At 71.7% G+C, this 12721-nt stretch carries 10 protein-coding genes; 3 read left to right on the top strand and 7 right to left on the bottom strand.

All coding sequences use genetic code 11. The features are described 5' to 3' along the window. Positions 1-620, top strand: a 620-nt coding sequence (locus GGQ91_RS27170) for a glycosyltransferase (RefSeq protein ID WP_343066874.1), incomplete at its 5' end; no start/stop codon positions are given. Next, positions 617-1336, top strand: coding sequence for a CatB-related O-acetyltransferase (locus GGQ91_RS28470; protein WP_043345613.1), 720 nt, complete (start codon positions 617-619; stop codon positions 1334-1336). The genes GGQ91_RS27170 and GGQ91_RS28470, both read left to right, overlap by 4 nt. 66 nt (positions 1337-1402) lie before the next feature. Here the strand turns inward: GGQ91_RS28470 and GGQ91_RS27160 are convergent, their stop codons facing one another. The 7 genes from GGQ91_RS27160 to uvrA all read right to left on the bottom strand — a co-directional run bounded on the left by GGQ91_RS27160 (position 1403) and on the right by uvrA (position 11096). Further along, positions 1403-2605 (bottom strand): Zn-dependent hydrolase, encoded by a 1203-nt coding sequence (locus GGQ91_RS27160; RefSeq protein WP_182593245.1) that lies wholly within the window; start codon positions 2603-2605, stop codon positions 1403-1405. 49 nt (positions 2606-2654) lie between these two features. Beyond that, on the bottom strand, positions 2655-4082 hold the full coding sequence (gene trmFO, locus GGQ91_RS27155) for a methylenetetrahydrofolate--tRNA-(uracil(54)-C(5))-methyltransferase (FADH(2)-oxidizing) TrmFO (RefSeq protein WP_043345618.1): 1428 nt from the start codon (positions 4080-4082) through the stop codon (positions 2655-2657). An 89-nt stretch (positions 4083-4171) separates the two neighbouring features. After that, positions 4172-4318 (bottom strand): DUF1127 domain-containing protein, encoded by a 147-nt coding sequence (locus GGQ91_RS27150; RefSeq protein WP_012318555.1) that lies wholly within the window; start codon positions 4316-4318, stop codon positions 4172-4174. 283 nt (positions 4319-4601) lie between these two features. Continuing rightward, positions 4602-4871 carry a GCG_CRPN prefix-to-repeats domain-containing protein gene (locus GGQ91_RS27145; RefSeq protein WP_043345620.1) on the bottom strand — a complete coding sequence of 90 codons (270 nt, stop codon included), beginning with the start codon at positions 4869-4871 and terminating at the stop codon, positions 4602-4604. Between the two features lie 188 nt (positions 4872-5059). Beyond that, on the bottom strand, positions 5060-6034 hold the full coding sequence (locus GGQ91_RS27140; RefSeq protein ID WP_043345622.1) for a S1C family serine protease: 975 nt from the start codon (positions 6032-6034) through the stop codon (positions 5060-5062). A gap of 265 nt (positions 6035-6299) precedes the next feature. Continuing rightward, positions 6300-7280 (bottom strand): transporter, encoded by a 981-nt coding sequence (locus tag GGQ91_RS27135; RefSeq protein ID WP_043345625.1) that lies wholly within the window; start codon positions 7278-7280, stop codon positions 6300-6302. Positions 7281-7976: 696 nt separating this feature from the next. Further along, on the bottom strand, positions 7977-11096 hold the full coding sequence (uvrA, locus tag GGQ91_RS27130; protein WP_179698590.1) for an excinuclease ABC subunit UvrA: 3120 nt from the start codon (positions 11094-11096) through the stop codon (positions 7977-7979). A gap of 442 nt (positions 11097-11538) precedes the next feature. Here uvrA and GGQ91_RS27125 point away from each other — a divergent pair, with 442 nt between their 5' ends. Continuing rightward, positions 11539-12720 carry an MFS transporter gene (locus GGQ91_RS27125; RefSeq protein WP_043385899.1) on the top strand — a complete coding sequence of 394 codons (1182 nt, stop codon included), beginning with the start codon at positions 11539-11541 and terminating at the stop codon, positions 12718-12720. Position 12721: the final 1 nt, after the last annotated feature.

Below are 12721 nucleotides of genomic sequence, written 5' to 3'. Positions count from 1 at the left end.
TGCGGCCGCATGTCGAGCCGGAGCGCAGCGTGCGCTCCACCGCCCTGCAGCGGCCCGGACGCGTCCGCCGCGTCGCGGTGCTCGGCGCGATCAGCGCCACGAAGGGCGGGCTGTTCCTGCAGGCGCTGGCCACCGACGCGCAGGATCGGAAGCTGCCTTTGCGCTTCTCGATCGTGGGCTTCTCCGACCCGGCCCTGGCCGTCGGCCTGGAGCAGGTCGGGGTCGCCCAGACCGGGCGCTACGCCGGCGACCACGAGGCCCTGGACCTGGTCTGGCGGGTCTCGGCCGACCTGGTCCTGTTGCCGGCGATCTGGCCGGAGACCTACTCGTACGCGCTGACGCTGGCGCTGCGCACCGGCCTGCCGGTGGCGGCCTTCGACCTCGGCGCACCGGCCGAGCGGCTGCGCGCCTATCCGAACGGCCACCTGCTGCCCTGCGCCCTCGTCACCGACCCGGCCGCCTTCAACGACCGGCTGCTCGCCCTCGACGTCTCGGATGCGGGGCGATTCTCCGGACCGATCCGGGCCGCCGTCTACGGCGACCTGCTGCACGATTATTATGGCCTGGACCCGGCACCGGCCGGGTCGGAACGCCGCCGCATCGACGAGGACGCCGCATGATCTCCGTCAACGAGGACATGAAGCAGGAGATGCTGCGGCGCGGCATCTCGGTGCTGCATCCGGCTCCGTTCGGACTGCCGGAGGACTGCACCTTCGAGCCACCGTGCAGCATCAAGTGGATGGGCATTGATTACTGCCTCACCATGGGAGCCTTCTCGTACGCGGTGAGCGGCTACTATTTCGGCGCGGACATCGCCCGCTACTGCTCGATCGGCGAGAGCGTCCAGGTCGGGCGCGGCAGCCACCCGGTCCATTGCGGCTCGACCTCGCCGCTGTTCTACACGCACCACTCGGCGGTGTTCGACCGCCTGGACCCGCGGGCGGAGGATTACGAGATCTGCGGCCCCTATCTGTGGCCCAAGCGCGTGCGCATCGGCAACGACGTCTATATCGGCCACGGCGCCTTCCTGATGCCCGACATCACGATCGGCGACGGGGCGATCATCGGCGCCATGGCGGTGGTGACCAAGGACGTGCCGCCCTACGCGATCGTGGCCGGCAGCCCGGCCCGGATCGTGAAGATGCGCTTCCCCGACGCGCTGATCGAGCGCTACCTGAAGGTGCAGTGGTGGCGCTACGCCTTCTGGGACCTGCGCCAGTGCTCGATCACCGACCCGGAGAAATTCCTCGACGCCGTGGAGGAGCGGATCGCCGGCGGGATGCAGGAATACCGGCCGGACCTGATCCCGATCCAGTCGCTGCTGCCGGGCGCCTGAGGTCCGGGGCGCCGCGACGGCCCGTTCCCTCCGGCCGATCGGCAGAGAGCCCGGGGCACGGTACGCTCACCCCGCCAGCACCCGGGCGGCCGCGTCCCCGAGCGCCCGTACCCCGAGGGCAAGGTCGGCGTCGCTCGTATCCTCCGCCCAATGGTGGCTGATGCCGCCGATCGAGGGCACGAACAGCATCGCGGCCGGCAGGATCCGGGCGACGTTCTGCGCGTCGTGTCCGGCCCCCGAGGGCATCACCTGCCATCCGCCGGGGCAGACCCGCTCGGCGGCCTCCGAGAGGGCGCGCATCAGGTCCGGGTCGCAAGGGGCGGGGATCGCCTTGGAGAGGGCCGTCAGCGTCGCCGGGCAGCGCTCGCGCCGGTTCGATTCGCGCACCAGCGCCTCCAGGCAGGACTCCATCCGCTCCAGCACCGGCATCGCCACGTCGCGGAACTGGAAGAACACCTCCGCCCGGCCCGGGATGATGCTGAAGCCGCCGGGATCCAGGGTGATCCGCCCGGTGGTCCAGGTGCTGCGCGGGCCGCAGACCTTCGGAAACGCCCGGTCGATCGCCGCCAGGAACCGCACCGCCGAGAGGCCCGCGTCCCGGCGCTCCGCCATGGTGGTGCCGCCGGCATGGTCCTGGTTGCCCTCGAACACGATCCGGAACTGCCAGATCGCCACGATGCCGCTCACCACGCCGAGATGCAGGCCGGCGGATTCGAGCTGCGTGCCCTGCTCGATATGCATCTCCAGGAAGCCGCGGTAGCGGCCCGGATCGAGCCGCATCCGGGGCAGGCCGGCCAGGCCCGCGGCTTCGAGCGCCGCGCGCAGGGGGGTGCCGTCGGTGCGGTTGCGGGCTTCGTCGATCTCGGCCTCGGTCAGGTCGCCGATCGCCGAGCGGCTGCCCAGGAAACCGCCGGAGAAATGCCCCTCCTCGTCCGCGAAGGCGACGACGTCGACGGGCAGGCCGGCCCGGGCCAGCGCCACCCCGGCCACGACCCCCAGCGCCCCGTCGAGCCAGCCGGCCTCGTTCTGGGTCTCGATATGGCTGCCGACCAGGAGATGCGGGCCCGGGCCGCGTTGGCGCCCCAGCACGTTGCCGATCCCGTCGATGGAGGCCGCGAGCCCGCAGGCCTCCAGCTTGGCCATCAGCCAGCGGCGGGATTCCATGTCCTCGGGCGAGAAGGTCGGCCGGTGGACGCCGGTGCGGAACCGGCCGATCTCGCGCAGGGCGTACAGGTCGGCCAGGAAGGCGCGGGTGTCGATCTCGATCATGCGGGGCCCGGATGCTGGAGGGCGCCCCCTGCAAGCCGCATGCGCCTTCCTATTCCGCCGCCGCAGGTCTCCAGTCCGCCGGCTGCGTCCCCGCCATCCAGGCGGCGAGGTCGGTCCGGGCCCGGTCGGTGAGCGCGCGCTTCTTCAGCGCGGCCTTCTCGGGCCCGCGCAGGCGCCGGCCGGTCTCGTTGCGGGGGGCCTGCGCGAGCGGCGGGAACAGGCCGAAATTGACGTTCATCGGCTGGAACGAGCGCGGGGCGTTGGCCTCGCCGTCTGCCGCGACGTGGCCGCCGGTGATGTGGGCGATGAGCGCGCCGAGGGCCGTCGTCTGGGGCAGGGGGGCGAGGGGCCGGCCGGCCGCCTCGGCGACGGCGAAGCGGCCGGCCATCAGCCCGACCGCGGCACTCTCCACGTAGCCCTCGCAGCCGGTGATCTGGCCGGCGAAGCGCAAGGCGGGCCGGGCCTTCAGCCGGAGGGTGGCGTCGAGGAGGCGCGGGCTGTCGAGATAGGTGTTGCGGTGCAGGCCCCCGAGGCGGGCGAACTCGGCCCGCTCCAGGCCGGGGATCGTGCGGAAGATCCGGACCTGCTCGGCATAGGTCAGCTTCGTCTGGAAGCCGACCATGTTGTAGAGGGTGCCCAGCGCGTTGTCCTGGCGCAGTTGCACGATCGCGCAGGGCTTGACCAGCGGGTCCCGCGGGTTGGTGAGCCCCACGGGCTTCATCGGGCCGTGGCGCAGGGTCTCGGGCCCGCGCTCGGCCATCACTTCGACGGGCAGGCAGCCGTCGAAATAGGGCGTGCCCTCCCATTGCTTGAACCCGATCTTCTCGCCCGCCACGAGGGCGGCCACGAAGGCGTCGTACTGCTCCCGGTTCATCGGGCAGTTGAGATAGTCGGCCCCCGTGCCGCCCGGCCCCGGCTTGTCGTAGCGGGACTGGAACCACGCCACCTCCATGTCGATCGAGTCGCGGTGGACGATGGGCGCGATGGCGTCGAAGAAGGCGAGGGATTCGGCCCCGGTGAGCCCCCGGATCCCCTCGGCGAGGGCGGGTGCGGTGAGCGGGCCGGTGGCGACGATGCAGGGGCCCCACGCCTCCGGCGGCAGCCCCTCGACCTCCCCGCGGACCAGGGTCACGTTGGGGTGCTGCTCCAGAGTCCGGGTCACCGCCGCGGAGAACCCCTCCCGGTCGACCGCCAGCGCCCCGCCCGCCGGCACTTGGTTGGCGTCGGCCGCCCGCATGATCAGCGAGCCGAGCGTGCGCATCTCCTGATGCAGCAGCCCGACCGCGTTGCCCTCCGGGTCGTCCGACCGGAAGGAATTCGAGCAGACGAGCTCGGCGAGCCCGTCGGTCTGATGGGCCTCGGTGCCGCGCACGGGGCGCATCTCGTGGAGCACGGCGCGATGGCCGGCCTCGGCCACCTGCCAGGCGGCCTCGGATCCGGCGAGGCCGCCGCCGACGATGTGGATGGTCTGTGTCATGCCTGAAAATAGCGAAGGACCGCCGCCCGGATCAACGGGCAACGGTCCTTCACGGCGTTCGACTCGGATGCTGGGATCAAACGCTGGGATCAGACGCGGGCGACGCCGCGGATCTCGCTGCGGTTGATGCCGAGATCGGCCAGGTCGCGGTCCGACAGGCGGGACAGCTGGGAAACGGTGTCGCGGTACCGGAGATAGGCGCGGACGCGGCTCAGGACGCTACGGGCGGCGGACATGGTGTGCTGTGACCTCTGTTCGAGCAGACGACGGCGCCTCATTGCGCATCGCTGCCTCTTGTTGGTGCAACGCACATATAATCCCGCCGCAGCGCAGCAGGAGTCGCAAGGTCAAGCATCAGACCTGCGGAAAGTGCATACCGGGCTTAAGAAACCGGCAAGGTTTCCAAATGGTCATTCTTTGTGCGCATGCAGGCCCCGGAAAGCCTCCCACAACGCGCGACGGGCGCCCCGCCGGTCGGCGGGACGCCCGTCATGCCGTTCGAATCGCCCGGCGCGAGGCTCAGTAGAACGGGCGCGGCCCGTAGAAGCCGTAGGGCCGGTAGAACGGCCGCGGCCGGTAATAGCCGCCATAGCCACCATAGTAGATCGGCCGCCGCCAGTATCCGTAGGGCCGGGGCCCCCAGTTCGGCCGGCAGATGCCCCAGGGATTCGGGTGGAAGCCGGGGCCGCAGCCCCCGGCCGCCTCGGCGGTGCCCGCGAGCCCGAGGCCGCCGGCGATCGCGGCGGCCATCACGAGCGCCTTCGCGCGCGGTGCGCTCAGAACCGTCATGACTGGATCTCCTCAACGCTTCCGGCGGATCGGGAGCCGGTCGTTGCAGATTCGACGCCGCCACCTGAACAGTCGCTGAGCCGTAAGTTGTGCCCGGTACAGGCCCAAGACGGCACCCAAGACGGCACCCACGACGGCACCCGCGGCGACGCCGCCCGGAGCGCGACGGCTGCGCGCTCCGGGCGGCCTCAGTGCAGCGAGGGCGTGCGCAGGAACCGCTCCCGGTCTCCGGAGACGAGGGCGAGCTTCACGCCGCGCCCCTCGCGGCGGACCGTGAGGGGCACCCGCACCCCGGCCTCGCCGAGCGCCCAGACGCTGCGGAACAGGGCGGCGAGATCGGCCACCGGCTCGCCGGCCACCGCCTCGATCACGTCGCCGGCCTGGAGGCCGCCGGTCTCGGCCGGACCGTTGTCGGCGAGGCCCATCACGACGATGCCCTCCTCGCTCTCGGTGGCGTAGAGGCCGAGCCAGGGGCGCGGCGGCCGGTTGGCCCGCCCGCGCGTGGCGAGGTCCTCGAGGATCGGCGTCAGCAGGTCGATGGGCACCACCATGTTGATCGGCCGCGCCGCGCCGGCGCCGCCCTGCTGCAGCTGCAGCGAGCCGATGCCGAGCAGGTCGCCCTGGGGACCGATCAGCGCGGTGCCGCCCCAATGCGGGTGCGCGGGGGCGGTGAACAGCGCCTCGTCGAGGACGTATTCCCAGTAGCCGGCGAATTCCTGCCGGGCCACGACCTCGACGGCGACGCAGCGCTGGCGCCCGCCCGCCCCCGCCAGCACGGCCCGGTCGCCGGTCTTCAGCCCGGCCGAGCGGCCGAGCGGGAGGGCCGGCACGCCGAGATCGCCGAGCGCCTGGACCAGGCCGAAGCCCGTGGCGGCGTCGAAGCCGAGGACGTGGCCGGGCACCGAGCGGCCGTCCCGGGTGGTGAGCCAGACACTCTCGGCCTCGGTGACGAGGTAGCCGATGGTGAGCACGAGACCGTCCTCGCGGATCACCACGCCGTTGCCGGCGCGCTCGGTGCCGAGCGTCTCGGCGGTGAACGCGCTCTCCGGGATCCGCGCCGACAGGGCCAGCACGGCCGAGAGCGCCCGGTCGAGGTCGTAGCCGTAATCCGCGGGCCTGGGCTGGGCCTGCGCGGGGATCTTCCACTCGCCCTGCGTCGCCATGACTTTCCTTCGGCTCGTCCGCCTGCGCTCCGGTCGGCGCCGGAGCCGCGCCATCGGCACACCATAGGATGTCAGCGCCGCCCGCGTCACCCGCGGTCGGTTGCGACCCATGGAACGGGCCCGTTCGGGGCGGCCCGCGGCGGGGCCGGCACAACAAAAAACCGCCCGGCGGTGCCGGGCGGCGCGCCGTCCCGGAGGACGGCCTGTCGGAGATCCGGGCGCCCCCACCGCGCGGCGGCGGGGAGCCCGGTGTCTCGGGTTGGTCTCAGTACTTGCGGACCAGGGCCGCCGGGACCGGCGAGGCGGCCGGGGCCGGCGAGTAGAGCGGCACGATGAACCGGATCCAGCCGTCGGTGGAGTAGTTGTCGCGGGTGCGGCCGAAGGCGTTGGTGTACTGCGCGCCGGTCACGACGTCGCGGGCGACGTAGGCCTGGACGGTGAAGATCTTGAAGTCGTAGCCGACGAGGCCGCCGATGGCGAAGCGGCCGCGGTTGCCGGCCGCCGCGCTGGCCTGGCTGATGTCGAAGTTGTAGGTGCCGTAGGCGATCGGGCCGATCTCGAAGTTGCCGAACTTCTTCGTCGCGGTGAGGTCGAAGTTCAGGGCGTCCGAGAGGCGGATCGGGCCGATGGCGGCGCCGACCTGGCCGGGGAAGCGGCCGGGCGAGTCGTAGATGTTGGCGGTCAGGTTGGCGGTGATGTTCCAGCCGTCACCGGTGTAGCTGCCGGCGATGCCGAAGCGGTAGGTGTTGGAGGAGAGCTGCGGCAGGACCGGGGTGGCCGTCGTGCCGTTCGCGGTGATGATCGAGCCGCGGTCGCCGTTCAGGTCGTTCAGGTAGGCGCCGCCGAGCAAGCTGACGCCGAAGTTGTTGCCGAGGTCGAAGGCCCAGATGCCGCCGACGAAGGTGCCGACGTTGATCGAGATGTCCTTGTTGCGCACGCCCGCCGGGTTGCGGGTGAAGGCGAACACGGTCGGGGGCGCCACGAGCAGCTCGACGCGGCCGCCGAACGGCACGAACGGGGTCGACCAGACCAGGACCGGGATGTTGACGGCCGTGTCGGGCGAGTTTGGCGCGTCGGTGCGGCGGTAGGTGAACGTGTTGATCGCGTAGAGGCCTTCCGGCAGCGGCGCGCCGACGGCGAGGCCGACCTGCTCGCCGGGAACCGTGGTGGTCTGCGCCTGCGCGATCGTCGAGGTCATGCCGACCGTGAGCGCGACCGCGCCGGCCGCGAGCCAGTTCTTCATCATTTTCTCATTCCTTCCCAAGGTCCCACGGCTTCCGTCCCGCATTCGGCACTTCCTTGCCGGTCTGCTCGCCAATCGCGGCTGCCGGCTTCGGACCTACCGAGCGCCCCCACGGAGCCTGCCCGTCTCAACGTCTGCGACTATTCTACAGAGACCTGCGGAAAGACAGTGGAATGCTCGCCGAAACGCCACAACCGGCTGAACCGTTGCGCAAAAGCCGCATTTTTGCGGCGATGCAACACTGTCCACAGACCCTGCCCAAACGGGGGGTCCGGCAAAATATCGTTGAATGGTCAAGCTGTTGTCGCGCCGGGGCACGGGAGAATCCGGCAAGGTCGGGGAGGTGATCGGGCAGGCCGTCGGGCGGGCCGCCCGGCCGGGATCCGGACCGGAATCCGGCTTCGAACCGGCCCGCAGCTGGCCCGAACCGGCGCCCCGCGGCTCGAATCACCGCCCGGCCGGGCGGATATGCGGACGGCACCCGGCAGAAACTGCCGCGCCGGCCTGCGATCGGGCCGGTCCGAACCGCCTGCCTCGTCCCGTCGGGCTCGCGGATTCGCGCGTCCCCCGAGGGGCCGATCCTCCGGGGCCGCGCGTCCCGCCCGTCCTGTGTGGGGGAGGGCCCGCGGCCGGCCCTGTCGCCGGTGCGTCCGACGCCCGCCGCTTACCCGGAAGGTTTGGCCCGGAAGGTTTGGCGCGCTACTCGGCGGCGCGGCCTCGGCGCGCGGGCGCCGCGGGGCGCCGCTCCAGCACCTCGCGCAGGAACCGGCCGGTATGGCTGGCCTTGGAGCGGGCGATCTCTTCCGGCGTGCCCTGCGCCACGACCCGGCCGCCGCCGTCGCCGCCCTCGGGACCCATGTCGATCACCCAGTCGGCGGTCTTGATCACTTCGAGGTTGTGCTCGATCACCACCACGGTGTTGCCCTGGTCGACCAGCTCGTGGAGCACCTCCATGAGCTTGGCGACGTCGTGGAAATGCAGGCCGGTGGTCGGCTCGTCGAGGATGTAGAGGGTGCGCCCCGTGGCGCGCTTCGACAGCTCCTTGGAGAGCTTCACCCGCTGCGCCTCGCCCCCCGACAGGGTCGTGGCCTGCTGACCGACATGGACGTAGTGCAGGCCGACCCGCTTCAGGGTCTCGAGCTTGTCGCGGATCGCCGGCACCGCCTTGAACAGCTCGGCCGCCTCCTCGACGGTGGAATCGAGCACGTCGGCGATGGACTTGGCCCGGTACTTCACCTCCAGGGTCTCGCGGTCGTAGCGCTTGCCCTTGCAGACGTCGCAGGTGACGTAGACGTCGGGCAGGAAGTGCATCTCGATCTTGATGACGCCGTCGCCCGAGCACGCCTCGCAGCGCCCGCCCTTGACGTTGAACGAGAAGCGGCCGGGCTGGTAGCCCCGCGCCTTGGCCTCCGGCAGGCCCGCGAACCAGTCGCGGATCGGCGTGAAGGCGCCGATATAGGTGGCGGGGTTCGAGCGCGGCGTGCGGCCGATCGGCGACTGGTCGATGTCGATGACCTTGTCGAGGTGCTCCAGCCCCTCCAGCCGCCCGTAGGGGGCCGGATGCTCCAGGGCGCCGTTCAGCTTCTTGGCGATCGCCTTGTAGAGGGTGTCGATCACCAGGGTGGACTTGCCGCCGCCCGAGACGCCGGTGATGCAGGTGAAGGTGCCGAGCGGGATCTCGACATCGACATCCTTCAGATTGTTGCCCCGGGCGCCGAACAGGCCGAGCTTGCCCTTGCGGCCTTTTCGACGCGCGGTCGGCGTGCGCACGGACATCTCGCCCGTGAGGTATTTCGCGGTGAGCGAGGCCGGGTTGGCCAGGACCTCGGCGGGGGTGCCCTGCGCGATGATCTCGCCGCCATGGATACCGGCGCCCGGGCCGACATCGACCACGTAATCGGCCTGCAGGATCGCGTCCTCGTCGTGCTCGACCACGATCACCGAATTGCCGAGGTCGCGCAGGCGCTTGAGCGTGCCGAGCAGCCGCTCGTTGTCGCGCTGGTGCAGGCCGATCGACGGCTCGTCCAGGACGTAGAGCACGCCGGTGAGGCCGGAGCCGATCTGCGAGGCCAGCCGGATGCGCTGGCTCTCGCCGCCCGAGAGGGAGCCGGAGCCGCGGGCGAGCGTCAGGTATTCGAGGCCGACATCCACCAGGAAGCTCAGCCGGTCGCGGATCTCCTTCAGGATCCGGACCGCGATGGCGTTCTGCTTCGCCGTCAGCTTCTCCGGCAGCTCCGAGAACCAGCGATGCGCCTCACTGACTGAGAGGGCCGTGACATCGGCAATGTCGGCCATGGCGACCTTCACGGCGAGCGCCTCGGGCTTCAGCCGCTTGCCGCCGCAGGCGGCGCAGGGCGTCTCGCTCATGAAGCGCCCGATCTCCTCCCGGACGGCGTCCGAGTCGCTCTCCTTGTAGCGGCGCTCCAGGTTCGGGATCACGCCCTCGAAGGGCTTGTTGACCGTGTATTTGCGCAACCCGTCGTCGTAGGCGAAGCGGATCGCCTGCTTGCCCGAGCCGTACAGCACGATGGCGCGGGCCGTCTCCGACAGGCTCTGCCACGGGACGCTGGTCTTGAAGCCGAAATGCTCGGCCAGCGCCTCCAGGGTCTGCCCGTAATAGGGCGAGGTCGACTTCGCCCAGGGGCCGACGGCGCCGCGCTTCAGGCTCAAAGCGGGATCGGAGATGACCAGCTCGGGGTCGATCCGCATCTCGTGGCCGATGCCGCTGCAGGTCGGGCAGGCGCCGAACGGGTTGTTGAACGAGAACAGCCGGGGCTCGATCTCCGCGATGGTGAAGCCCGAGACCGGGCAGGCGAAGCGCGACGAGAAGGTGATGGTCCGGGGCGTCTCGCCCTCGGGGGCATCCGCGAACACGACCTCCGCGATGCCATCGGCCAGCTCCAGGGCCGTCTCGAAGGACTCGGCCAGCCGCGAGCCGATATCGGCCCGGACCACGATGCGGTCGACCACCACGTCGATGTCGTGCTTGAACTTCTTGTCGAGCTTGGGCACGTCGTCGATGGCGTAGTATTCGCCGTTCACGCGCAGGCGCTGGAAGCCCTTCTTCTGGTACTCGGCGATTTCCTTGCGGTACTCGCCCTTGCGTCCGCGGACCACGGGGGCCAGCAGGTAGAGCCGGGTCTTCTCCGGCAATTCCAGCACCCGGTCGACCATCTGCTGGACGGTCTGGCTCTCGATCGGCAGGCCGGTGGCCGGCGAGTAGGGGATGCCGACCCGCGCCCAGAGCAGGCGCATGTAGTCGTAGATCTCGGTGACCGTCCCGACGGTGGAGCGGGGGTTCTTGGAGGTGGTCTTCTGCTCGATGGAGATCGCCGGCGACAACCCGTCGATCTGGTCGACGTCGGGCTTGGACATCATCTCCAGGAACTGGCGGGCATAGGCCGAGAGCGACTCGACGTAGCGGCGCTGCCCCTCGGCGTAGATCGTGTCGAAGGCCAGCGACGACTTGCCCGAGCCCGACAGCCCGGTGAACACCACGAGCTTGTCCCGGGGGATCGTCAGGTCGACGTTCTTGAGGTTGTGCTCCCGGGCCCCCCGGACCGCGATGACCCGCCGGTCATGGGCGCTCGCCGGCGCGGCGTCGAACAGGGCCGCCAGCTTGGCGTCGATCGCGGCCTCGGCAGCCGCCCCAGGGCGGGCGGGCTTTTCGGACTTCGCGCGGGCCGGCTTGGGCTGCGGGGCCGGGGCGGCGGTGGCGGCTTTCGGGGCCTTGGACGCCGTCTGCGCGGCGGCTGTCGGGGCAGCTTGGGCGGCGCCGGCGCGGCTTGCGGCACGACTTCCAGCTTGGGCTTTGGCCATGAGGGCGGCGGTCTTTCGAGGCGTCGACGCAGTCGGATCGGATCCGGATCGGATTCGCGCGCGGGCCAGCCGCCGCTCCGACACATGTCGAGCCCGAGGGGGCCGACGGCAAGGTGGGGCCGGCGGGACGCAGGTCCGTCATGCGCCGCCCTTGCTAGAACGAAACGCGTACGGCGGCAACCGCTCGGCGAACGAGCCGCCGCCCTTGCGCGCGCGGCAAAGCGTTCCGGCAGCGCCCGAGCGGGCGTCCAACCGGTCGTCCGAGCGGGCGCGCGAGGGCGCCTGCGAGGAACCGGGCAAGTCGCCGACGCATGGGGCCGCCGGTGTCCCCTCCGGGCGCGCGGCACGGCGCGCGCGACGACGGCCCGGTGTTGCACCGCGGGAACCGAGGCCCCACGTCGCCGGGATCCACCCTCGGACTCGACTCCATCGACAGGTGCCGATGCCAGCGCTCGACCTGACCGACCCGGTCGCCCTCGGCGGGGCGGGGGACCGGAATGCGGCCCGCGGACAGAGCGTGTCCACGCGGCTGCTGTTCCTGATCGTGGGCATCGCCAACGCCACCTGGGCGCCCCTGGTGCCGCTGGTGCAGGACCGCGCCGGCCTCGACGCGGCGGGGCTCGGCCTGCTGCTCCTCACCTTCGGCATCGGCTCGATCCTGGCGATGCCGAGCGCCGGGGCGGCGGCTTCGCGGCTCGGTTTCCGGCCGGTCCTGCTCGCCGGCACGCTGGCGATCGGCCTCGCCCTGCCGGTGCTGGCCGTGGGCGATGGGCTCGTGCCGCTCACCCTGGCGCTGGTGCTGTTCGGCGCCGGGATGGGGGCGGTGGACTGCGTCATGAACCTGCAGGCCGTCGTGGTGGAGCGCGCCAGCGGGCGCCCGATGATGTCGGGCTTCCACGGCCTCTACAGTCTCGGCTGCATCCTGGGGGCGCTGATCGCCAGCGGCCTGCTGGCGGCCGGGCTCGGCGCGGGCTGGAGCGTGCTGCTCCTGGTCGCCGGGATCGCGGCCCTGTTCGCGGCCGCCTGGCCCGGGATCCTGCCGGCCGAGCGGGCAGGGGGGAGCGGAGGCCCCGCCTTCGCGCGCCCCCGGGGCGTCGTGCTGGTGCTGGGCCTGCTCTGCTTCGTGGTGTTCCTCACCGAGGGCTCGGCCCTCGACTGGAGCGCGGTGTTCCTGATCCAGCAGCGGGGCCTCGATCCGGCCTGGGCGGCGCTCGGCTACGCGGCCTTCTCGGTGACGATGACGGCCGGGCGCCTTGCCGGCGATCGGGTCGTGGCCCGGCTCGGGCGGCGGCCCGTGGTGGTCTTCGGCGGCCTCCTGGCGGCCGCCGGACTCGCGCTCTCGGTCCTGGTCCCGGCCTGGGAGGCGGCCCTCGCCGGCTACGCCCTGGTCGGGGCGGGCTGCGCCAACATCGTCCCGGTCCTGTTCACGGCGGCCGGCCGCCAGACCGCGATGCCCGCGCGCGTGGCGGTGCCGGCGGTGACGACGCTCGGCTATGCCGGGGTGCTGGCGGGCCCGGCGCTGATCGGCTTCGCCGCGCAGGCTTTGGGCCTGTCCGCCGCGCTCCTGCTCGTGGCGGCCCTGCTCCTCGCCGTGGCGGCGGCCGGGCGGTCCCTGCCGGTGTGAG

This window comes from Methylobacterium fujisawaense (assembly GCF_014138435.1).
GTDB classification, from domain to species: domain Bacteria; phylum Pseudomonadota; class Alphaproteobacteria; order Rhizobiales; family Beijerinckiaceae; genus Methylobacterium; species Methylobacterium fujisawaense.
This window is presented reverse-complemented; position numbering and strand designations above follow the sequence as displayed.

Excerpts from the sequence above, each read along its gene's own strand:
- GGQ91_RS27135 (WP_043345625.1), bottom strand. The coding sequence starts at position 7,280 with ATGATGAAGAACTGGCTCGCGGCCGGCGCGGTCGCGCTCACGGTCGGC.
- GGQ91_RS27140 (WP_043345622.1), bottom strand. The coding sequence starts at position 6,034 with ATGGCGACGCAGGGCGAGTGGAAGATCCCCGCGCAGGCCCAGCCCAGG.
- GGQ91_RS27125 (WP_043385899.1), top strand. The coding sequence starts at position 11,539 with ATGCCAGCGCTCGACCTGACCGACCCGGTCGCCCTCGGCGGGGCGGGG.
- GGQ91_RS28470 (WP_043345613.1), top strand. The coding sequence starts at position 617 with ATGATCTCCGTCAACGAGGACATGAAGCAGGAGATGCTGCGGCGCGGC.
- GGQ91_RS27160 (WP_182593245.1), bottom strand. The coding sequence starts at position 2,605 with ATGATCGAGATCGACACCCGCGCCTTCCTGGCCGACCTGTACGCCCTG.
- trmFO (WP_043345618.1), bottom strand. The coding sequence starts at position 4,082 with ATGACACAGACCATCCACATCGTCGGCGGCGGCCTCGCCGGATCCGAG.
- GGQ91_RS27145 (WP_043345620.1), bottom strand. The coding sequence starts at position 4,871 with ATGACGGTTCTGAGCGCACCGCGCGCGAAGGCGCTCGTGATGGCCGCC.
- GGQ91_RS27150 (WP_012318555.1), bottom strand. The coding sequence starts at position 4,318 with ATGTCCGCCGCCCGTAGCGTCCTGAGCCGCGTCCGCGCCTATCTCCGG.
- uvrA (WP_179698590.1), bottom strand. The coding sequence starts at position 11,096 with ATGGCCAAAGCCCAAGCTGGAAGTCGTGCCGCAAGCCGCGCCGGCGCC.